The sequence below is a fragment of the Flavobacterium movens genome, from assembly GCF_039581425.1.
Taxonomy (GTDB): domain Bacteria; phylum Bacteroidota; class Bacteroidia; order Flavobacteriales; family Flavobacteriaceae; genus Flavobacterium; species Flavobacterium luteolum.
The window spans coordinates 665,439-687,774 of sequence record NZ_JBCPXY010000002.1 but is presented as its reverse complement, the minus strand read 5'-3'; the positions used below and the strand labels follow the sequence as shown (position 1 = coordinate 687,774).

Below are 22,336 nucleotides of genomic sequence, written 5' to 3'. Positions count from 1 at the left end.
GTTGGAACTGTTTCTTATTCTTGGACAAACAGCTTGAATGCAGTGGTTGGAACAGCAGCAACGGTTTCAAACCTTCCTGCCGGAGCTTATACTTTAACTGTAACTGATTTCTGTTCTTCTCAATCCAATTCTGTTACAATCGGACAGCCTGCTGCGGCTTTAGCTTTAGGAGCATCTTCTAAAACTGATGCTTCCTGCTTCGGAAAAAGCACTGGTTCTGTAACAGCAGGAACTGTAACAAATGCGGTTGGAACCGTAAACTACTCTTGGAAAAACAACGGAGGAAATGAAGTTGGAACAGCAGCAACTGTTTCAAACCTTCCTGCGGGAACTTATACTTTAACTGTAACTGATTCCTGTTCTTCTCAATCCAATTCTGTTACAATCGGACAGCCAGCGGCAGCTTTAGCTTTAGGAACCTCTTCTAAAACAGATGTTTTCTGTTTTGGAGCAAGCACTGGTTCTGTAACGGCTGGAACCGTGACAAACGCAATTGGAACTGTAAACTATTCTTGGACAAACAGTTCTAATGCAGTGGTTGGAACAGCAGCAACTGTTTCAAACCTTCCTGCAGGAATATACACTTTAACAATCACTGATTCTTGTTCTTCTCAATCCAATTCAATAACTATAGAACAGCCAGCTATAGCTTTAAGTTGCTCAGTTATTCAAAACAAAGCTGTTACTTCAAATGGATTAAGTGATGGAGAAGCAACTGTAACACCAATTGGAGGTAATGTTGGATATACTTATTTATGGGATAATAACGAAACTACTCAAAAAGCACTTGCATTAAACTCTGGATTACATACTGTTACAGTTACCGATTCAAAAGGCTGTACAACAACTTGTACTGTCACTATAACTCAACCAAATGTACTTTCTTGCAGTATTTCTCAAGATAGCGCTGTAAAATGTTTTGGAGGTAATACTGGTAAAGCAACTGTAACTGCTGTAGGTGGTAACGGAGAGTATACATATTTATGGGACAATAGTGAAACAAGTGCGCAAGCAGTTGCTTTAACTGCCGGTTTACACACTGTTACTGTTACCGATAAATTAGGTTATACAACAAATTGTTCTGTAACAATTTCGCAACCTCAAAAAGCATTAAGTGCAATAAAAAGCCAAACAGATGTTACTTGTGGCGGAGGAAATAATGGTTCTGCGACAGTAACTGTTTCAGGTGGAACTGCACAATATAACTATTCTTGGAACTCAGTTCCTGTACAAATAACTGCAACTGCAAGTAATCTTGCTGCTGGAAATTACACTGTGCTTATTACTGATGCAAACGGATGTACACTTTCTGAATCGTTTACTATTTTGGATGGAGATTCAATTAAACCAATTGTAAATCCGCTGCCTGAGGTTACTACTATCAATTGTCCAGCAGTACCTGTTTTTGCACAAGCAACAGCAACTGACAATAATGGAACTATTTCTTCATTAACTTTCGAAGATACTATTATACAAGGGAATTGCGCCGGCTCTTATACTAAAACAAGAACTTGGACCGCAAAAGATGCTTGCGGAAATATTTCTCTTCCTGTAAGTCAAACTATAATAGTTCAAGATAATACTGCTCCAATCTGGGCAACTCAGACAGGATCTTTAGATAAAACTGTTGAGTGTAGCGATACACAAGCTCTAGCATCGGCTCAAGCCTTATTTCCTAGTGCTAGCGATGCCTGCGATACTGATGTAACAAACATCATAAAAGTAAGCGGAAAATTTACAGCTTCTGAAGGATGCGGAAATGCCGGAACTTACACCAATACTTGGACTGTAAAAGACGACTGTGGAAATACTTCTGAAACTTTCACGCAAGTGATTACAATTCAGGATACAGCCGCTCCGACGTGGACAACTGCTGCAGGAACTCTAAACGCAACTTTAGAGTGCAGCGATACTCAAGGACTTGCAGCAGCTCAGGCTCAGTTTCCTATAGCTTCTGACTCATGCGATGCTGATGTCTCTAACATCACTAAAGTAAGCGGACAGTTTGTAGCTTCTGAAAATTGTTCAAATGCAGGAACTTACACCAACACTTGGACTGTAAAAGACGACTGCGGCAATACTTCTGAAACTTTCACGCAAGTGATTACAATTCAGGATACTGCTGCTCCAACTTGGACAACTGCTGCGGGTTCTCTAAACGCAACTTTAGAGTGCAGCGATACTCAAGGACTTGCGACAGCTCAGGCTCAGTTTCCTATAGCTTCTGACTCATGCGATGCTGATGTCTCTAACATCACTAAAGTAAGCGGACAGTTTGTAGCTTCTGAAGGATGCGGAAATGCAGGAACTTACACCAACACTTGGACTGTAAAAGACGACTGCGGCAATACTTCTGAAACTTTCACGCAAGTGATTACAATTCAAGATACTGCTGCTCCGACTTGGACAACTGCTGCGGGTTCTCTAAACGCAACTTTAGAATGCAGCGATACTCAAGGACTTGCGACAGCTCAGACTCAGTTCCCAATAGCTTCTGACTCATGCGATGCTGATGTCTCTAATATCACTAAAGTAAGTGGACAGTTTGTAGCTTCTGAAGGATGCGGAAATGCCGGAACTTACACCAACACTTGGACTGTAAAAGATGATTGTGGAAATACTTCTGAAACTTTCACGCAAGTGATTACAATTCAAGACACTACTGCTCCGACTTGGACAACTGCTGCGGGTTCTCTAAACGCAACTTTAGAGTGCAGCGATACTCAAGGACTTGCGACAGCTCAGGCTCAGTTTCCTATAGCTTCTGACTCATGCGATGCTGATGTCTCTAACATCACTAAAGTAAGCGGACAGTTTGTAGCTTCTGAAGGATGCGGAAATGCAGGAACTTACACCAACACTTGGACTGTAAAAGACGACTGCGGCAATACTTCTGAAACTTTTACGCAAGTGATTACAATTCAAGATACTGCTGCTCCGACTTGGACAACTGCTGCGGGTTCTCTAAACGCAACTTTAGAATGCAGCGATACTCAAGGACTTGCGACAGCTCAGGCTCAGTTCCCAATAGCTTCTGACTCATGCGATGCTGATGTCTCTAATATCACTAAAGTAAGCGGACAGTTTGTAGCTTCTGAAAATTGTTCAAATGCAGGAACTTACACCAACACTTGGACTGTAAAAGACGACTGCGGCAATACTTCTGAAACTTTTACGCAAGTGATTACAATTCAAGATACTGCTGCTCCGACTTGGACAACTGCTGCGGGTTCTCTAAACGCAACTTTAGAATGCAGCGATACTCAAGGACTTGCGACAGCTCAGGCTCAGTTCCCAATAGCTTCTGACTCATGCGATGCTGATGTTTCAAACATCACTAAAGTAAGCGGACAGTTTGTAGCTTCTGAAAATTGTTCAAATGCAGGAACTTACACCAACACTTGGACTGTAAACGATGATTGTGGAAATACTTCTGAAACTTTCACGCAAGTGATTACAATTCAGGATACAGCTGCTCCAACTTGGACAACTGCTGCGGGTTCTCTAAACGCAACTTTAGAGTGCAGCGATACTCAAGGACTTGCAGCAGCTCAGGCTCAGTTTCCTATAGCTTCTGACTCATGCGATGCTGATGTTTCAAACATCACTAAAGTAAGCGGACAGTTTGTAGCTTCTGAAAATTGTTCAAATGCAGGAACTTACACCAACACTTGGACTGTAAAAGACGACTGCGGAAATACTTCTGAAACTTTCACGCAAGTGATTACAATTCAGGACACTACTGCTCCGACTTGGACAACTGCTGCAGGAACTCTAAACGCAACTTTAGAATGCAGCGATACTCAAGGACTTGCGACAGCTCAGGCTCAGTTCCCAATAGCTTCTGACTCATGCGATGCTGATGTCTCTAACATCACTAAAGTAAGCGGACAGTTTGTAACTTCTGAAGGATGCGGAAATGCCGGAACTTACACCAATACTTGGACTGTAAAAGACGACTGCGGAAATACTTCTGAAACTTTCACGCAAGTGATTACAATTCAAGATACTACTGCTCCAATGTTTACTGGCGATCTTCCTTTAGATATTGAAGTATCATGCGATGCAGTTCCTGAACCAGCAGAAATGCATGTTTCAGATAATTGCAATGATAATTTACCAATAGTATTTTCAGAGGTAAAATCTGGTATTGAGAATGAATGTTCATCTAATTATACCTTAACTCGCACTTGGAAAATTAGTGACTGCGGTGGAAATACAAGCACTCACGTTCAAATTATCACAGTAAGAGATAAAACTGCTCCAACTGGAACAGCTCCAGAAAGTATAACAAACTTAGCTAGCATTGATTTAATACCAGCAGGAAATCCGTCAGATATTAAAGACGCGGCTGATAATTGCAGTTCTACTGTAAATATCACTGTTTCGGACACTAACAATGAAGGAAACGGCTGCGACGGAACACCTTATATCTTAACAAGAACTTATACTTTAACAGACTGTGCTGGAAACAAAACCGAATTGGTCCAAACCTTTACAGTTGAAAGCAAAGTTACTGTTAGCGGAGTTGCAACAAACACAAGCTGTTTTGGCGGTAGTGATGGTAAAATCACGGTAACAAGCAGTCCTGGCTCTATTGTAGTAATTACAAATGAGAGAAATGAAATAGTTGGCAATACAAATTTACCAGCTGGAACTTATACTCTTACTGCAACGGCACCAGTCAACGGCGAAAATCAAACTTGTTCTGCTACAGCTACAGTAGTGATTTCTCAACCAGAATATACTGTGAAAGTTTCTGGACAAGTAATAAATGTAGATACCAATACGCCTCTTGCCAATGTACCTGTTACTTTAATTCCGCAAGGAACAACACCTGGAGCAATACAAATGCGTATTACAGGAACTGATGGAATGTACAGTTTCTCTGGAATGCCTGCTGGAAGTTACTTAGTACAAGTACAAGATGCAAACTTAAATAGTGCACATCAATTATATCCTGTAGATTCTAGTTTATTCTTTACAACTCTTGAAGATTGTAAAGTTCAGACTCATAATTTCGAATATGGAAAATCTACTCTTCCTGTACTTGGAGATTATGTTTGGTATGATCTTAATAATAATGGAATTCAAGATGAATGGTACGATGCCAATAATGATGGAGTGGTTACTAAAAATATTCCAGATTCAAATGGCTCTATCGATTATAGCCAATGGGAATGGATAGATCTTAACGGAGACGGAAGCTATACTGGTCCTGAAAATAATGGAGAGCTAAATGCAGCAGGTTTCGGTAATGCTCTTAGTTCTAATATAATTGTTGATGGTCCAAATGGCTACCATGCAGATGTAATTGTCGGAATTGAAGGATTCTGGAGAGAACGTCCAGAAACTGCAAATCCGTATGGAGATTATACAATAAAATTAGTAAGAGATGCTAATTTCGATGCTGTGGCTGCTGCTTTAGGCGCTACTGGTCTGGTAAAAGTTATTCCTTCTTCATCTGCTAAAAACATAAGTGGTAAAACGAGCAAAATGCAAATGCATACCGTTTGTCAAACCACAACAGATGCGGGTTATGTAGTAACTGTAACGCCAGAGGATTTAGTTCACTTAGACATTGACTTCGGCGTAAGCTGCAAAGAATACAAAGATATTGTTGCCAATGATGACAGTGCAGGTCCTATTGCTGGTGTAAATCATACCACAACTAACGTATTAAATGTATTAACAAATGATACTTTAGAAGGAGCAGCGATAACTGCCTCTGATGTAATTATAACGACTGTAACTCTAAACGAGTTTTTACAGCTAAATCCTGATGGTTCTGTTGATGTGTTACCAAATGCTCCAGTAGGAACATTGACAATGGTATATCAAATTTGCGAAGCCGATCAGACAGATAATTGTGACACTGCAACGGTTACAATTACAATTGAAGCACCAGTAATGACTGTTACAGCAACATCAATATGTGTGAACGACGTTCCTTACGTTGATTATGTGGTAACGCCAGTAAACTTCACTCCTGTAAATGGTGTGACAATTGCTTGGGCCGATAGCAACAACAATGTCGTAACAACAATGACCAATTTACCATTGAGCGGTCGTGTATTATGGCCTGGAGCTGTCGTAGATGGGCAAGGAAAAGGAATTGATTGGCCAGGCTGGATTTTTGAAAACAACAAATGGATTGAAGCCGCTGATGGATTTGAGAAATTACGTCCAACTGCTAACCTAACCGTTTCTGTAAATCCTAGTGAAACTATCACACTTAGTTATCCACCAGCAGATCCTTTCTGTACTGCGAGACCAACATTTGCCATTGTCGCAACTGATGATAATCCAGCACCAATAATAGGACCTGCAGGACAAATCAACATAGTGAATGTTTTAACTAATGACACATTAAATGGTTCGTCAGTAAATATAAACGATGTTACCTTAACAACTACTGTTCCTGACCCAACTGGTGCCTTGACATTAAATCCTGACGGATCTGTAAATGTTGCACCAAACACGCCAGGTGGCACTTACACGTTAACTTACCAAATTTGCGAAAAAGCCGATTTTGGAAACTGCGATACTGCAATTGTAACAGTAGTAGTTCTAGATCCGCCAGCGCCACCTACACCAGTAGTTGCAAATGACGATACGTACAGTAATATTGGATGTAACTCTTTCGGACTAGTTGGAAATGTATTGAGCAATGATACGAAAGGAATCACTCGCGCATCATTAGAATTAGTAAACTTTACACTTCTTACTGAAGCAACTGGCACTAAATCAAATCCAAATATCACTTTTGATGGTTCTGGAAATGTAACAGTATCAAGTTTAACACCTGCCGGCACTTATACGTACAGCTACAGAATCTGCGACAAATTAAGTTCTGAAAATTGTGATACTGCAACTGTTACGATTATAGTTGTTCCAAATGGTGTTACTCAAACTAGTGCAACAGCTTGTAACGATGATTCGACATTGGTAAATCTAAGCAGTCTGCTTCCTGAAGGAAGTCCTTCAACAGGAACTTGGATTGATAAAAATAATACTAATGCCCTTCAGGGAACAATTCTTAATCCGTTTGGTTTAGCATTAGGCAATTACGTTTTCGAATATGCAATAGCTGATGAAAAATGTCCAAGAAGCATAGTTTTAAACATGGAAATCAATGATGATTGTAAAGTCTTAGCTTGTGGTGACGTGTTAGTTCATAATGCTTTTTCTCCAAATGGCGATAACAAAAATGATTTCTTCAAAATTGACAATATCGATGACACCACTTGTTATCCAAGCAATTCTGTCGAAATATATAATCGCTGGGGAGTTTTAGTTTTTGAAACTACAAACTACAATAATACAACAAATGCTTTTGATGGTACTTCTAGAGGAAGAACAACTGTTAAGCAATCTGACGGACTACCAACTGGAACTTATTTTTACATTATTAATTATAAATCTCTAGATGGAAACAACAATGTTCAAGATCATAAACTAGACGGGTATTTATACCTATCAAAATAATTCTTTTCAGAATACGCTGTAAAAGCTCTTTTACAGCGTATTTAAAACTGAAAAAATGAATCAATCTTGAATAAGAGCACATTGAATTACAATGATTTAAAAGTCAATAGTATTAAAATAATATAATCTACTATGAGAACAAAGCTATTTTTCTTCGTCATTCTGTTAGTTACATGTTCAGGGTATGCACAGCAAGACGCGCAGTATACACAGTATATGTACAACACAATAAATATAAATCCTGCTTATGCAGGTTCTCGTGGGGTATTTAGTGTTTTTGGTCTTTACCGTACTCAATGGGTTGGTCTTGACGGAGCACCGGAAACAAGCAGTTTTTCAATTAATACACCGCTAAACAATAGCAGACTAGGTATAGGAGCTTCTTTGGTTAACGACAAAATTGGTCCAACAAACGAAAACAATATCTCAGTTGATCTATCGTATACTGTCCAGACATCTGCAGATTTTAAACTTTCGTTTGGTATTAAAGGAACTGCAAATATCTTCAATTTGGATGTAAACAAACTAAATCCAGCAGATCAGGGCGATCCGCAATTTCAGGATTTAAGCAATAAATTTTCTCCTAATGTTGGTGCTGGGGTTTACTGGCATTCAGACAAGGCTTACATTGGTTTATCTGTTCCAAATTTTATTGAAACAAATCGTTACGACGACAATGATGTAGCAATTTACAAAGACAAAATCAATTACTATTTAATGGCAGGTTATGTATTCGATCTAGACAAATATCAATATATTAAATTCAAACCAGCTATTTTAACCAAAATGGTCGAAGGTGCACCGCTACAAGTAGATGTTTCTGCCAATTTTATGTTCTACGACAAATTCATGGCTGGTGTAGCTTACAGATGGAGCGCTTCATTAAGTGCTATGGTCGGATTTCAGATTACAGACGGACTTTATTTAGGTTATGGTTATGACAGAGAAACCACTCATTTAAATAATTACAATTCAGGTTCACACGAAATTTTCCTTCGTTATGAATTCTTCTCCAACAAAGGTAAAATGACAACTCCTCGTTTCTTCTAAAAAATAAGGTATCATGAAAAACTATACACTACTTTTCCTTACAATTCTAGGTGCTTTTTCATTTAGCAGTTATGCACAGCAGTCTAAAATAAATGCTGCAGACAAAAAATATGACGGCTATGCTTATGTCGATGCTATAAAGACCTATGAAAAAGTTGCCGCTAAAGGCTACAAATCTGAAGACATGTTTAAAAAACTGGGAAATGCTTATTATTTCAATTCAGATTTCCAGAATGCGGCAAAATGGTACGGCGAATTATTTGCAATGAACACAAATGTTGAACCAGAATATTATTTTAGATATGCACAATCTCTAAAATCGACTGGAGACATTACCAAAGCAAATAAACTTCTGGATGAATTTAATGCTATCTCAAAAAATGACAGCAGAGGAAAACTTTACAAAGAAGACGTAAATTATCTGGATCAAATTAAAGCAAACTCTGGGAGGTACCAGATAGAAGATGCTGGAATTAACAGCAAATATTCAGATTACGGATCATTTGTGTATAACAATAAAATTTATTTTGCATCAGCGCGAGATACAGGAAATTTTACACAACGTAAACACAAATGGACAGGAGAATATTTTACAAATATTTATAATGCTGATTTGGATCCTGCAACTGGAACCACATCAAAAGTAAATAAATTTAAATCGGCTATTAATACCAAATTCCATGAAGCTTCTCCTGTCTTCACAAAAGATGGAAAAACAGTTTATTTTACCAGAAATAACTACATAGATGGAAAAAAAGGAAAAGACGAAAACAAAGTCACATTAATCAAGCTTTACAAAGCTGAATTGGGGAAAGATGGCAAATGGACCAACATTACAGAGCTTCCATTCAATAGCAATAACTACAGTACAGCTCACCCTGCTTTGAGTCCAGACGAAAAAACACTGTATTTTGCTTCTGACATGCCAGGAACTATTGGCGAGTCAGATTTGTATAAAGTCAGCATCAATTCAAACGGAGGTTATGGCTCTCCAGAAAATCTAGGAAGTAGTATTAATACGGAAGGAAAAGAAACCTATCCATATGTTACCAGCGAAAATGAAATTTATTTTTCATCTGACGGACACCCAGGCTTGGGAGGTTTAGATGTTTTTGTTGGAAATATTGACAATAACGGAAAAGTTAGCAATATTCAGAATGTTGGAGCAGATATCAATTCTCCAAAAGATGATTTTGCCTACATTATTGATCCCGAAACAAGAAGAGGTTTTTTTACTTCCAACAAAGATGGCGGACAGGGTTCTGATGATATTTATAAATTCTTAGAAACTAGAAGGCTTAAATGCATTCAGGTATTATATGGCACAATTACAGATGCAGAAACCGGCGTACCGCTTCCTGGAGCAAAAGTAACGTTGTATGACGCAGGAATGGCACTTAAAAATTCTGCCGTTGCAGATGGCTCTGGGCTATACTCTTTTGATGTAGAATGCGGAAAATCATATTATGTAAGAGCAGAAAAACCAGAATTTGCTACAAAAGAAGTTAGCATAACTGTAGACAAAACAAGCGGTAAAACAAACCTTCCTATTGCACTAGAAAAATCAACTTGCAAAGTTACTGTGGGTGATGATTTAGGAAAATGTTTTGGAATTAAAATGATTTATTTCGACCTCGATAAATCAAATATTAGAACCGAAGCAGCATTAGATTTAGAAAAAATATTGGCTGTTCTGAACGATAATCCTACTATGAAATTAGATATCCGTTCACATACAGACAGTAGGGCTTCTAATCAATACAACGAAGCCTTATCTGACCGAAGAGCAAAATCGACTATACAATGGCTGGTTAAAAACGGAATTTCTCCTAACCGCTTAACTGGAAAAGGCTACGGTGAAACAGAACTCGTAAACAAATGTTCCGATGGCGTACCATGTACTGAGGAAGAACATCAAGCCAATAGAAGAAGCGAATTTATTATAACCGCTTTATAAATTTCGTAATAGATAAAAAAAGCTGCCTACATGGCAGCTTTTTTTAATTTAAAAAGTCGTCACATTTCTAGGAATTGCAACGACTTCTAAAAAACCAACCTGTTCAATAAACTTTTAAATCTTAACAAAAATGTTAGTGTAATATTTTTTTCCTGTAGCTGGATCCGTTGTTACAGATAATCCAAAATGAGTATAATCTCCTTCTATATTTTCTTTGTGCCCTGGGCTATCTAGCCAAGCTCTTAAAGCGGCTTCAGGAGTTTTATAATTGTAGGCAACATTCTCGCCTACTTTTTTTGCTCCCAATACACTAGTAATATTATTAGATCTTGCCACAAAATCGTTATGATTTACCACATTATTTTCAATCATATATTTGTTATGCTCTTCGCATTTAAAAGATATATGATTAACTCTCTCCAAGGCATTCAAACCAATACTCACGCGGTATTCGTTTATTAACCTCATTGTTTCTATTTCGGTGTCATTATAAGTATAATTAGCAACAAGCACTTCTGTTGGAGTGGCAGTATCCGCGCTTGCTTCGGCGGTGTCGGCAGAACATGCGTTCATTGCGACTAAAATCGCAATGAACAACATGGTGCGCATTATCTTTTTCATAATCATCAGCATTTTAGCGGTTTAAAGTAAATGTTGGGGCAAATCCTTTAAATTTATCTTTGAATAAATTCGTTCGTATTATTGTATACCAAACGTATTCAATTTACCGTTAAAGTGCAAAAATAATCGATGAAATGCACTATTTTTTATATTTAATGTGTAAAATTCTTACGTAAAAGCAATTTTAGGAAGATAATCTTTCAATCTTCCAAGAAAAATCTGACTGGCTTGTATAACGAATTCTATCGTGAAGTCTATTTGGTCTTCCCTGCCAAAATTCCACTTGAAGTGGAGTCACTATATAACCACCCCAATTTTCAGGTCGTGGAATTGGCTTTCCTTCAAATTCGGTTTCTAGTTTTTTTAAGTTTTCTTCTAAAAATGTTCTTGACGGAATAACTTCGCTTTGATTAGAAACAATTGCTCCTAGCTTACTTCCATCAGGACGTGAATCAAAATAATTATCAGAAATAATCTCAGATGTTTTCTGCGCAATTCCTTTTATGATTACTTGACGTTCTGCTTCCTGCCAAAAAAAAGACAAACAAATATTTGGATTTGCTTCTATTGCTTTTCCTTTCTCCGAATTGTAATTGGTATAAAATATAAACCCTTCTTCAGAAAATTTCTTCAATAAAACCACACGCGATTTAGGAAAACCATCCAATCCAATTGTTGAAACCGTCATGGCATTCACCTCCCCGCTTCCCCCAAAATCTTCCACCTCATGAAACCATCGGTTAAAAAGATTAATTGGATCTTCTGGAATATTCGTTTCTAATAATTCGCTTTTCTCGTAAGATTTTCTATAATTACTTAAATCATTCATAGTTTTTGATTTTAGTTTATTTTGTTTCAGGTTTCAAGTTTCAGGTTTCAGGTTTGTCAGGCTTAGCGAAGTCGAACGTTCACAAAGCACGTTCTATTCAAAAAAAGCATTTCGACTTCGCTAAGTGTGATAATCATATACTACGATTCCATCAACTTAAACTTAAAATAACTACACCAAAACTTAGTCGCTTAGCAACTTAGCATCTCAGAACCTTAGATTAAAACTCAAAACTAACTCCATCATCTGCCAAAAGCACATTTGGAAAAATTTCTTCTGCTTCTTTTTTAAATGGCTCCAAACCATCATAACGTGTCGAATAATGACCTAAAATAAGCTGTTTTACATTTGCTTTTAAAGCAATGCTTGCTGCTTCTTTTGCAGTCGAATGCAGTGTTTTTTCAGCCAATCTTGCTTCTGATTCTAAAAATGTAGATTCGTGGTATAAAATGTCTGTATTCTGTATAATCGGAATGATCTCTTCATTGTAAACTGTATCAGAACAGAATGCATAACTTTTTGCTGGCGGCGGGTCAAAAGTAAGTTTTTCATTTTCAATTACTGTTCCGTCATCAAGTGTAATATCTCCGCCATTTTTTATTTTCTGATAATACGCTACATGAATATTATAGCGCTGAACAGCTTCTACGTTTAACTTTCTTTCATCTGGTTTTTCCTGAAAAAGATATCCATTTGTATAAACACGATGCTTTAACGGAATTGTTTTCACAATGACCTTTTTATCTTCAAAAACAACTTCACTTTCTTTCGATTCTAATTCATGAAAGAACAAAGAATATGTTGTCCAAGATTCAGTCAGTTTTAATTGAATAAGGATCAATTCTTTAATTCCTTTCGGACCATAAATATGTAAATCTGTGGTTCTTCCTAAAAGGGAAAAAGTTGAAATAGTGCCAATTAATCCAAACAAATGATCTCCATGAAGATGCGAGATAAAAATGTGATTAATTTTTGAGAATTTAATCTTGTTTTTGCGAAGCTGTACCTGAGTCCCTTCACCACAGTCAATTAAAAACAATCTATTTTTAATCTCCAAAACCTGCGCAGTCGGATTGGTAAGCGTTCTAGGAGTTGCGGCATAACAGCCAAGTATAGTTAACTTCATTTCTCAATTAAAAATTGATAATTGACAATTATTAATTTTTAATTATCAATTGTTAATTATTAGAAACCTAGGTCTCTTTCGATTTCTTCCATTTCGATAATATCGTGAGCTTCTAAGAGAGAAGGCACTACCAATAATTTATCTGAAATAGCATTAAAATCAAGATCGGTAGCTACAATTACAAACGATTTTTTTGCTTTTTTCTGAACTTTAGATAGCGGTAAAAAAGCTTTTAAATCATTTTCTGAAATATTAGAATCTGCTGATAAGTCGATTATAATATTTTGTTTCTCAAAGGTTTTAAATTGTTGCGTTACTTTTTCCAAGAAAGCATTTACATCTCCTTGAGTATCTTTAATCGTAACGGTATGTCCTTTTTGATCTACTTTCATTTTATAATTTGAGGGGGCTTATATTTTATGATGCTAATTTACTAAGTTTTTTTGTTGTTTCAAGTTTCAGGTTTCAAGTTTTATGCTTACTGTAACACTCATTTCAACACTGAAAATTGCGACTGTGACTGAAAACTAAAAAACTATTGAATCTTAGAAGCCAACAAATAAATAACCGCCATTCTAATCGCAACTCCATTCTCCACCTGATTCAAGATCACTGAATGATCAGAATCTGCCACTTCAGAAGTAATCTCTACTCCTCTATTGATTGGTCCTGGGTGCATGATTACTATTTCTTTTCCTAGCGAATCCAAAAGCGGTTTGTCTACTCCATATTGCTGTGCGTACTCACGCGTTGATGGGAAAAAATTCACATCCATACGTTCGTTTTGTACACGTAGCATATTCGCAACATCACACCATTCTAATGCTTTGCGTAAATTCGGTTCAACCGTAACACCAAGCGATTCAATATATCTCGGAATCAATGTTTTTGGTCCGCAAACTTTTACTTCAGCGCCTTGCATCTGCAAAGCATATATGTTTGAAAGCGCTACGCGTGAGTGTAGAATATCACCTACAATAACTACTTTTTTTCCAGCAACATCGCCCAGTTTTTCTCTGATCGAATAACTGTCCAATAAAGCCTGAGTTGGGTGTTCGTGCGCGCCGTCTCCAGCGTTTACGATACTTGCTTTTACATTTTTAGATAAAAAATAAGCCGCTCCAGGATTAGAGTGGCGCATTACAACCATATCCACTTTCATCGAAAGGATATTGTTTACAGTATCAATCAAGGTCTCTCCTTTTTTAACCGATGACTGAGCTGCAGAAAAACTGATTACATCAGCAGATAAACGTTTCTGTGCTAATTCAAAAGAGAGTTTGGTTCTGGTACTGTTTTCGAAGAAAATATTGGCAATGGTAATATCTCGTAATGAAGGAACTTTTTTAATCGGTCTATTAATGACTTCTTTAAAATGATCTGCCGTTTCAAAAATCAGGTTAATATCATTCTCATTGATATATTTTATTCCTAATAAATGATTTACGCTTAATTCTTTCATTGTGTGTGTGTATATGTTTAATCGTTGAATTGTTTAATCGTTTTTTTGTCAAATTTGTTAATCGGAATTACTACCGATTAAACAATTAACCGGTTAACCGATTAAACTTAATTCGTCACTAGGTGAACAACATCTTCACCATCATTTTCTTTCCAGCTTACAATTACTTTTTCACCATTAATAGCATCGACTTGACGCCCTCTGTAATCGGGCTGAATTGGTAAATGACGGCTGAAACGTCTGTCAATTAAAACCAATAATTCAATTTCTGAAGGTCTTCCGAAAGATTGAATGGCAGTTAAGGCAGAGCGAATGCTACGTCCAGTAAACAAAACGTCATCGATAAAAATGACTTTTTTGTCTTCGACTATAAAATTGATTTGGGTTTTATTGGCTTCAAGCGGTTTATCAGTACGACGGAAATCATCTCTGAAAAAAGTGATGTCCAGATATCCTAAAGTAATTTCAGGAACCTTGTATTCGTTTTCTAATAGTTGTTTTAAACGTTCAGCTAAAAAAACGCCTCTTGGCTGAATTCCCACCAAAATTGTATTAGAGAAATCAAGATGTTTTTCGATTAACTGACAAGCCAAACGATGGAGTATGATAGTAACTTCTTTCGAATTAAGTAATACTTTTTGACTCATAAGTGATTGTAATGTTTGGTTGCGCAAATATACGGAATCTGATTTTATTTGTTGGGGTGTTGAATAGAGAAATGTTTTTTGAAATACATGAAACTTTTTTTTCAAAATCCACATAAATAAAAAACTTACTTTTACTATTAAATTTTTTAATTAAAAATATTAATTAATGAATCCAGATTTTAATAAAACCACAATTGATACTTTAGCAAAAAGAGCTGGTTATAAATGTTCTAATCCAGATTGCAGAGTAAATACAATCGGTCCAAATTCAGACCCTGAAAAATCAATAAAAATTGGTGAAGCTGCTCATATTTTTGGAGCAAGAACTGGTTCTAAAAGATTTAACAGCAAAATGACTGATTACGCAAGGTCAGAAATTACCAATTCGATTTGGTTATGTAGAAATTGTCATAAACTTATTGATTCTGATGAATTGAGATATTCGGCTAATATTTTATTTGCATGGAGAGAAAAACATGAGGAATTTATTTCTTCCTCATTAGGAAATAATACTGACCAAATTCTACTAAAAGAACAAATTTTCATCCTTAAAGATTTTGACGAATACCCTCCTCTGGTAAAAAGAATTATTATTGACAAACCTTTGGGTTGGGAATACAGATTGACAGCTGAACTTATGAGGTTTTTAAACAAACCTCTTTTTAGAAAACTTGACGATTTAAAAGAAGGATTATATTTAAGGCAATTTGAAAGTATAAAATCAGATCAAGCATCCGAATGGATTGGGGAAAAAATTACAGAATTAAGAAAAATGTCAGCACCAGCTGTTGGCTTGTTAGATCGACTCACAAAAAGTTGGGGAAAACCAGGAGAGCCAGGCGATTTAGATGAAATTCATCATGTCACTAAGTTAATCAAAGACTACTTAGAATATATTGTCAATTTTGAAGAAAGAATCAGATTCGTACATGTTCCTTCAAAATACGAGGGAGCAGTTCATTTACTTCAAGACTTAATTGGTTCACAAATTGCAAAATTATCAAGAATTCCTGTTGACCTCGATGAAATTGTTTCATTTGCTGAAAATCTTCCTAATGAAAATATGAAACAGCACAAAATTACAAAAGTAATTACTTTCGAAGTACCAGAATACTGGGAAAAAGAATTTAGCAGAGAACTTTCTAAAATATATGGATATTAGTAAATATCTTAAAGTCATAGTCCAATGATGCTTAAAAACTTTCTGAAAAATCCTAAAAAAATATTTCTTGTAGATGGTTTTGGAGCTTTGCTTACAACTATTCTACTCTTTTTTGTTCTTAGAAATTTTAATGTTTTTTTCGGTTTATCTAAAGATATATTCGAATACCTTTCAATTATTGCATTCACTCTTTTCGTATATTCAATCACTTGCTACTTTTCAATAAAACAAAATTGGAAATCGTTTTTAAAAATAATTTGCGCTATCAATATGTTTTATTGTCTTTTGACGTTTGCAATAATATTATACCATTACGAAACCATTTCATTTTTTGGTATTATTTATTTCTTAGTCGAAATATTTGTAATTACTTTGATTGTATTCTTAGAAATAAAACTTATAAAACAGGAAAATGTCAAATCAGAAATTAATCAAAATCAAAAAACTAAATAAGGAATTAGAAAAAGGTGAAAAGTCTGGATTTTTAAAAAATTTTAACCGCAATACCTTTCTGCAGGATCTAAATGAGAAATATATAAAATCCAAATCCTAAAACATTTCCCAAAAATTCTATAACACATTTTGCCTATTCCTGAAGTAATTTTAAGTATCAATTTAAAACATCAGAAGTCATGCAAAATAAAATACTAAGATTGTTAATGGTATTTGTAATACTGTTTTCATTTACAAGCTGTGAAGTTATAGGAGACATTTTTAAAGCCGGAATGGGATTTGGGATTTTTATCGTAATTTTTATTATTGCGATTATTATCTGGATTTTCGCTAAAATGTTCGGAAGCAAATAGTAGTAAAATAAACAAATAAAAAAACCCAAATTCCAATTTAAAACTTGGCGTTTGGGATTTTTCTATTATTTATTTAATTGGAACTTTTAATACATAAACACATCTGACTTTTTTACCGTCTATCTTGGCAGGATTCCATTTAGGAGATAGTTTCAAAACCCGAATTGCTTCTGCTCCTGTAGCATATCCAATATCTTTAAAACAGCGAAAGGCAGATAAAGAACCGTCTTTTTCAACAACGAAATCCATATAAATTGTTCCTTGAACCCCTTCTTGATTGGGCTTCACAAAATTTTTGTAGAAAAATTTATAGAATGAATCTATTCCTGATGAATAGCTTGGTTTTACCTCAACTTCTTCTAATTTATATATTTTTTCATTATTAATTTTAGCACTTGCATTGACCGTTTTTGAATTAGATTTCTTTTTACTTTTTATCAAAACGCCAGCTTCTGTATATTCTTTCAATTCTCCTTCAATAGATTGACTGTCTATAAATCTAGAACTTTTCAACTTTCCATTTGGATAATATTTCTTTTCTATTTTATAGCTTGTATTTTTCGGATGAGTTAACTTGGCTTCTGTTATATCTCCATTTGGATTCCAAATCTTATATTCATCAAAAATGATAGTTTCAGAAACAAGTTTCTTATTTTCATAATTTGACGTTTTTATTTCTTTTTTATCCCAATTATAATCGATTTGTTCAACTAACGCCCCCAAAGAATCATACTTTTTTCTATTGAAAAATTGATGCCCACTTTTGGCATCCTTTCCAACATTTAAACTCTCGATAGTTTTTCCATTAGAATCAACCGCAGTCATACTTATCAACTTGCCATTACTTAGTAATGTTTGTATTGCCAAAACTCCATTTGAATTATATTCTTTAAAAGTCCCGTCTACATTTCCTTTTTCGTTAATATAAAACTGCATTTTCCTGCCCTCAAGATTCATTTCATAAAAACCATTTTTGAGTTTCGTTTTATTTACATTTTCTATACTTATAAAATTATCCGACAAGAAGCCATTGTTTACATATGAAATCGACGACGAATTAATTTTATTATACTCCTGCGCTATGCCTACATGGAATGTAGCCATCAACAATAGTACTTTTATACCTTTTTGAATGTTCTTCATGCTCACTTACTTTTTTTAAAATAAATATATTTTTCTTACAAATATAACACTTTATGATTGAATGAAAATTCACACGAAAAATTATTAAGCCAAAAAAAATCTCAAATTAAAAATGGATTCTGAGATTTTTTTACGGGTATGGAACAAAGGTCAATCTTTGTCGAGCTTCTCACGAAGATTTCTCCCTTCGGTCGAAATGACAAACTATGCGTAAAAGATATAGAATAAAAAATCCCAAATTCACAAAAATTGGAATTTGGGATTTTAATATTATTGCAATTTAAAAATTAAAGATTGTACATCTTCTTTCTTTGTTCTTGAATTTTTTCATCATCAAGATATTCGTCAAATGTCATGTAACGATCGATAACTCCGTTTGGTGTCAATTCTACGATTCTGTTACCAACTGTTTGCGCGAACTCGTGGTCATGCGTTGTGAAGATTACAGAACCTTTAAAGTTTTTCAATGAGTTGTTGAAAGCTGTAATAGACTCCAAATCTAAGTGATTCGTTGGCTCGTCTAGCATTAAAACGTTTGCACGCTCCATCATCATTCTAGACAACATACAACGTACTTTTTCTCCTCCAGACAAAACTCTAGAAGTTTTAAGAGCTTCTTCTCCAGAGAAAATCATTTTCCCTAAGAAACCTCTAATGAAAACCTCATCACGCTCTTCTTCTGTTTTAGCGTACTGACGTAACCAGTCAACTAAACTCAAATCGTTTTCGAAATATTTGTGGTTTTCAGCTGGTAAATACGCTTGGTTGGTTGTAATTCCCCAATCGAAAGTTCCAGCGTCTGCTTTTTGTTCGTTGTTTAAGATTTCGTAGAAAGCAGTTGTAGCACGTGAATCTTTAGAGAAAAGAACGATTTTATCGCCTTTTGCCATATTCAGGTTAATATCTTTGAATAAAACTTCTCCGTCTACAGAAGCCGCTAAGTTTTCTACATTTAAAATCTGATCTCCAGCTTCACGATCCTGATCGAAGATAATCGCAGGATAACGACGGCTAGAAGGTTTGATTTCAGAAATATTTAATTTCGAAATCATTTTTTTACGAGAAGTAGCTTGTTTCGATTTCGCAACGTTTGCACTAAAACGACGAATAAATTCTTCCAACTCTTGTTTCTTCTCTTCTGCTTTTTTGTTCTGCTGTGCACGCTGTTTCGCCGCTAATTGGCTAGACTCGTACCAGAACGTATAGTTTCCTGAGTAGTGGTTGATTTTTCCGAAATCAATATCAGAAATATGTGTACAAACCGCATCTAAAAAGTGACGGTCGTGAGATACAACGATTACAGTATTTTCGTAGTTTGCCAAGAAGTTTTCTAACCAAGCGATTGTCTCGAAATCCAAATCGTTGGTAGGCTCATCCATAATCAGCAAGTCAGGATTTCCAAAAAGTGCCTGTGCCAAAAGCACACGTACTTTCATTTTTCCCTCCATATCAGCCATTAACGTATAATGATCTGCTTCTGTGATTCCTAAGTTAGACAACATGGCTGCTGCATCAGAATCGGCGTTCCATCCGTTCATTTCTTCAAACTGAACTTGTAACTCCCCTATTCTGTCTGCATTAGCATCATTATAATCTAAATAAAGTTCATCCATTTCTTTTTTAACAGCATACAGAACTTTATTTCCCATTAAAACGGTTTCCAAAACAGTGTGTTCGTCGAACATGTTGTGGTTCTGGTTTAAAACCGACATACGTTTTCCTGGCTCTAAATGAATGTGCCCTGAAGTTGGATCAATATCGCCCGAAATCACTTTTAAGAAAGTAGATTTTCCTGCACCATTTGCTCCAATAACGCCGTAAATATTTCCGTGAGTAAACGTAGTATTTACTTCGTCGAATAAAATTCTTTTACCAAACTGAACTGATAAATTATTGACTGTTAACATGAATGTCTTTTTAATTAATTTGGTGCAAAAGTAGTGAAAAAGGTTCTAAGTTGCAAAGATGCTAAGGTGCTAAGGTTTTTTATACTTGTGTGGGTTTCTTGCAGTCCCGATAGCTATCGCTCGGGTCTCCTTCGTCGAAATGACAAAAATGGAATTACTTTGGGAGATTAATTAATACATTACAACAGACTTTCTTTAGCCAAAGCTACTTCAAGACTCTCAAAATTAGGAAGCACTTTAGCAATCATTCCTTCTTTGTTTAGAATAAAATGTGTTGGGAACGAATTTAATTGTAACGATTCATTCATATACACTTTCATGTCTGGAATTACAGAATATGAAAGAGGTTTTCTTGCTAAGAATGTTTTTAATTGTTCTGCTGAATCTTCGGCTAGACTCATAAAAACGATGTCTTTTCTGTCTTTATATTCTTCGACTAATTTATTGACTTGCGGAAATTCTCTAATGCATGGCGTGCAGTGAATGTACCAGCATTTAATCACAATAATTTTTCCCTTCATGGATTCGTTGGTTACCAGATTTCCGTTTAGATCTTTGAATGAGAATTGCGGAAAAGCGGTTCCTTCCATTTTATAGTTTTTATAAGCATCAAAACCAATTTGATTGATGGTTGCTTTTATACTTGTATCTGTTTTTGGCAAAATTTTAAAAAGCTTATAAACGAATACACTTTCTTCTGATTTTAATCGAACTGGAATAAAATTTCCGTTTGCCAACTGGTCTAGAAAAACTTCTTTAGTAATTTCTTTTGAATATGCATCTAAAGCGATAAAGTCTCTAGAAAGCATTATTTTTTTATTCTGATAAACGGACCATTCTGGGTAAGTTTTTTGAATTTGAGTGGGGTCTACTTCTGGATTTCCGAATTTGTTTTGAGCTTGGCTAAACGAAAAGATGAAAAAGAATAGTATAAGGGTGAAAAATTTCTGCATGAATTCTGAAAATGTATTTGATTCCAAAAGTAATCAAAATTTAATAAGCCTATTTTTCTTCATCCAATTTTAATTCAAAAAATCGCTATTGTTATTACTTTTTATTGAATAAACTCGAAAACAATAGCGAACTTGATTGCATCGGGAATTAAACTAATATTCCTAATTCTTAAGCCTTGGCAAAAAAGAAATATCCATAGTATATCTAGCTGGATTTTCAGGGTCTATAAAAACCCTTACATCGTTTGTTTTTACAAATTCTGTAGGATCAAACCAAATGTTATCACTTTTGAAAACATATAATTCATTTGTTTTCGGATCTTGCCACTGGCCGTAAATCTGAAAAGGATTTCTTCCATTTACTGCATAACCGGTATTTAATTGCACTTGAGTAAATTTTGCTGAAACTAGTTTTCCTGTTTCGTGTAAATTTTGTATTTTATTATTTTTAAGCCAACGAAATAAAATTCCCAAAGAACCTAACAAAAAGAAAACTACCCCTACAACTCCTAAAATCAATACACCAAGCCATAGCGATGCAAAGCCTTTTATTTCTGCTTTGTTAGGATTCGCCGGATCATAAAAAACTTCAACTTTCTCACCAACATCATAACTTGGTGGGCTGCTGCTTAATGATGAATGATGAGTAATTACTTGACCAGCTTTAGTCGAAAAAGAAACAACCGGACTATAAGTTGTTGATTCTTTAGATCGCTTCGGAACCAATTCTACAACAGTTCCCTGTACGATTTCTGCTTTCGCTAAAAAAGTTTGTTTATCTACATAAAGATAAATAGCTCCAGCGATTAAGCCAGCGCCAATAATGGAGAATACAAAATTAAAAATTGAAAATATTTTCATTAGTTATACAGTTAATTAGTTGTCGTAAAAATAATATTAAAACAATTTTTTCCTAATAATTTGAGTATTTTTTTTTAATAAAAAAAAAAACCTGACAACGAATTGTCAGGTTTAAAATGTCCTAATTCAGGCAAAAACCAAATAACAAATTACCTAAAGTTGGCACATTGTTTTGAAATAAAATTTAGATTAAAAAATAAATAACCAAACTCAATTTTAACCCAGTAAAAAATTTTACCTCACTTAATTTTCATGAACTTTGTTATTAACTCTTGAAAATATATCTGATTCTAGTCATTTATAATATGACCAGAAAAATGTCTT

Annotated in this window: 16 protein-coding genes; 6 read left to right on the top strand and 10 right to left on the bottom strand. The window is 35.3% G+C overall.

Annotated elements, in window-relative coordinates:
* Positions 1-42 precede the first annotated feature (42 nt).
* The 3 genes from AAYQ05_RS06315 to AAYQ05_RS06305 all read left to right on the top strand — a co-directional run bounded on the left by AAYQ05_RS06315 (position 43) and on the right by AAYQ05_RS06305 (position 10,495).
* Positions 43-7,488, top strand: coding sequence for an HYR-like domain-containing protein (locus AAYQ05_RS06315; RefSeq protein WP_343541977.1), 7,446 nt, complete (start codon positions 43-45; stop codon positions 7,486-7,488).
* A 132-nt stretch (positions 7,489-7,620) separates the two neighbouring features.
* Positions 7,621-8,538: a PorP/SprF family type IX secretion system membrane protein gene (locus tag AAYQ05_RS06310; RefSeq protein ID WP_281633197.1), complete on the top strand. Its 918-nt coding sequence runs from the start codon at positions 7,621-7,623 to the stop codon at positions 8,536-8,538.
* 13 nt (positions 8,539-8,551) lie between these two features.
* A complete protein-coding gene (locus AAYQ05_RS06305; protein WP_343541972.1) occupies positions 8,552-10,495 on the top strand; it encodes an OmpA family protein in 1,944 nt (647 codons plus the stop codon).
* A gap of 114 nt (positions 10,496-10,609) precedes the next feature.
* Here the strand turns inward: AAYQ05_RS06305 and AAYQ05_RS06300 are convergent, their stop codons facing one another.
* The 6 genes from AAYQ05_RS06300 to pyrR all read right to left on the bottom strand — a co-directional run bounded on the left by AAYQ05_RS06300 (position 10,610) and on the right by pyrR (position 15,180).
* Positions 10,610-11,116 carry a CAP domain-containing protein gene (locus tag AAYQ05_RS06300; protein WP_343541969.1) on the bottom strand — a complete coding sequence of 169 codons (507 nt, stop codon included), beginning with the start codon at positions 11,114-11,116 and terminating at the stop codon, positions 10,610-10,612.
* 184 nt (positions 11,117-11,300) lie between these two features.
* Positions 11,301-11,945, bottom strand: coding sequence for a pyridoxamine 5'-phosphate oxidase (gene pdxH, locus AAYQ05_RS06295; protein ID WP_343541968.1), 645 nt, complete (start codon positions 11,943-11,945; stop codon positions 11,301-11,303).
* A 220-nt stretch (positions 11,946-12,165) separates the two neighbouring features.
* Positions 12,166-13,071, bottom strand: a complete 906-nt coding sequence (locus tag AAYQ05_RS06290; protein ID WP_343541967.1) for a ribonuclease Z — start codon at positions 13,069-13,071, stop codon at positions 12,166-12,168.
* Positions 13,072-13,130: 59 nt separating this feature from the next.
* Positions 13,131-13,463 carry a ribonuclease Z gene (locus AAYQ05_RS06285; protein WP_343541966.1) on the bottom strand — a complete coding sequence of 111 codons (333 nt, stop codon included), beginning with the start codon at positions 13,461-13,463 and terminating at the stop codon, positions 13,131-13,133.
* A gap of 143 nt (positions 13,464-13,606) precedes the next feature.
* Positions 13,607-14,533 carry an aspartate carbamoyltransferase catalytic subunit gene (locus tag AAYQ05_RS06280; protein ID WP_029273654.1) on the bottom strand — a complete coding sequence of 309 codons (927 nt, stop codon included), beginning with the start codon at positions 14,531-14,533 and terminating at the stop codon, positions 13,607-13,609.
* A 107-nt stretch (positions 14,534-14,640) separates the two neighbouring features.
* Positions 14,641-15,180 carry a bifunctional pyr operon transcriptional regulator/uracil phosphoribosyltransferase PyrR gene (gene pyrR, locus AAYQ05_RS06275; RefSeq protein ID WP_184162258.1) on the bottom strand — a complete coding sequence of 180 codons (540 nt, stop codon included), beginning with the start codon at positions 15,178-15,180 and terminating at the stop codon, positions 14,641-14,643.
* Positions 15,181-15,346: 166 nt separating this feature from the next.
* Here pyrR and AAYQ05_RS06270 point away from each other — a divergent pair, with 166 nt between their 5' ends.
* The 3 genes from AAYQ05_RS06270 to AAYQ05_RS06260 all read left to right on the top strand — a co-directional run bounded on the left by AAYQ05_RS06270 (position 15,347) and on the right by AAYQ05_RS06260 (position 17,148).
* Positions 15,347-16,342, top strand: a complete 996-nt coding sequence (locus AAYQ05_RS06270) for a hypothetical protein (protein ID WP_343541947.1) — start codon at positions 15,347-15,349, stop codon at positions 16,340-16,342.
* A gap of 24 nt (positions 16,343-16,366) precedes the next feature.
* The gene (locus tag AAYQ05_RS06265; RefSeq protein ID WP_343541946.1) at positions 16,367-16,795 is read left to right on the top strand and encodes a hypothetical protein; all 429 of its coding nucleotides are present in this window, start codon (positions 16,367-16,369) and stop codon (positions 16,793-16,795) included.
* 179 nt (positions 16,796-16,974) lie between these two features.
* Positions 16,975-17,148 carry a hypothetical protein gene (locus AAYQ05_RS06260; protein ID WP_008468862.1) on the top strand — a complete coding sequence of 58 codons (174 nt, stop codon included), beginning with the start codon at positions 16,975-16,977 and terminating at the stop codon, positions 17,146-17,148.
* Between the two features lie 69 nt (positions 17,149-17,217).
* On the opposite strand, the gene AAYQ05_RS06255 is transcribed toward AAYQ05_RS06260, so the two are convergent.
* The 4 genes from AAYQ05_RS06255 to AAYQ05_RS06240 all read right to left on the bottom strand — a co-directional run bounded on the left by AAYQ05_RS06255 (position 17,218) and on the right by AAYQ05_RS06240 (position 22,012).
* Positions 17,218-18,291: an energy transducer TonB gene (locus tag AAYQ05_RS06255; RefSeq protein WP_343541945.1), complete on the bottom strand. Its 1,074-nt coding sequence runs from the start codon at positions 18,289-18,291 to the stop codon at positions 17,218-17,220.
* A 287-nt stretch (positions 18,292-18,578) separates the two neighbouring features.
* Entirely contained in the window at positions 18,579-20,198 is a 1,620-nt protein-coding gene (locus AAYQ05_RS06250) for an ABC-F family ATP-binding cassette domain-containing protein (protein WP_308854569.1), read from the bottom strand.
* A gap of 179 nt (positions 20,199-20,377) precedes the next feature.
* Positions 20,378-21,151, bottom strand: a complete 774-nt coding sequence (locus tag AAYQ05_RS06245) for a TlpA family protein disulfide reductase (protein ID WP_343541942.1) — start codon at positions 21,149-21,151, stop codon at positions 20,378-20,380.
* A 162-nt stretch (positions 21,152-21,313) separates the two neighbouring features.
* Positions 21,314-22,012 (bottom strand): DUF3592 domain-containing protein, encoded by a 699-nt coding sequence (locus AAYQ05_RS06240; protein WP_281633206.1) that lies wholly within the window; start codon positions 22,010-22,012, stop codon positions 21,314-21,316.
* Positions 22,013-22,336 lie beyond the last annotated feature (324 nt).

Coding starts and splice junctions, on each gene's coding strand:
- AAYQ05_RS06285 (WP_343541966.1), bottom strand. CDS start 13,463: ATGAAAGTAGATCAAAAAGGACATACCGTTACGATTAAAGATACTCAA.
- AAYQ05_RS06250 (WP_308854569.1), bottom strand. CDS start 20,198: ATGTTAACAGTCAATAATTTATCAGTTCAGTTTGGTAAAAGAATTTTA.
- AAYQ05_RS06280 (WP_029273654.1), bottom strand. CDS start 14,533: ATGAAAGAATTAAGCGTAAATCATTTATTAGGAATAAAATATATCAAT.
- AAYQ05_RS06290 (WP_343541967.1), bottom strand. CDS start 13,071: ATGAAGTTAACTATACTTGGCTGTTATGCCGCAACTCCTAGAACGCTT.
- AAYQ05_RS06255 (WP_343541945.1), bottom strand. CDS start 18,291: ATGAAGAACATTCAAAAAGGTATAAAAGTACTATTGTTGATGGCTACA.
- AAYQ05_RS06270 (WP_343541947.1), top strand. CDS start 15,347: ATGAATCCAGATTTTAATAAAACCACAATTGATACTTTAGCAAAAAGA.
- pdxH (WP_343541968.1), bottom strand. CDS start 11,945: ATGAATGATTTAAGTAATTATAGAAAATCTTACGAGAAAAGCGAATTA.
- AAYQ05_RS06260 (WP_008468862.1), top strand. CDS start 16,975: ATGCAAAATAAAATACTAAGATTGTTAATGGTATTTGTAATACTGTTT.
- pyrR (WP_184162258.1), bottom strand. CDS start 15,180: ATGAGTCAAAAAGTATTACTTAATTCGAAAGAAGTTACTATCATACTC.
- AAYQ05_RS06305 (WP_343541972.1), top strand. CDS start 8,552: ATGAAAAACTATACACTACTTTTCCTTACAATTCTAGGTGCTTTTTCA.
- AAYQ05_RS06300 (WP_343541969.1), bottom strand. CDS start 11,116: ATGAAAAAGATAATGCGCACCATGTTGTTCATTGCGATTTTAGTCGCA.
- AAYQ05_RS06240 (WP_281633206.1), bottom strand. CDS start 22,012: ATGAAAATATTTTCAATTTTTAATTTTGTATTCTCCATTATTGGCGCT.
- AAYQ05_RS06245 (WP_343541942.1), bottom strand. CDS start 21,151: ATGCAGAAATTTTTCACCCTTATACTATTCTTTTTCATCTTTTCGTTT.
- AAYQ05_RS06265 (WP_343541946.1), top strand. CDS start 16,367: ATGATGCTTAAAAACTTTCTGAAAAATCCTAAAAAAATATTTCTTGTA.
- AAYQ05_RS06310 (WP_281633197.1), top strand. CDS start 7,621: ATGAGAACAAAGCTATTTTTCTTCGTCATTCTGTTAGTTACATGTTCA.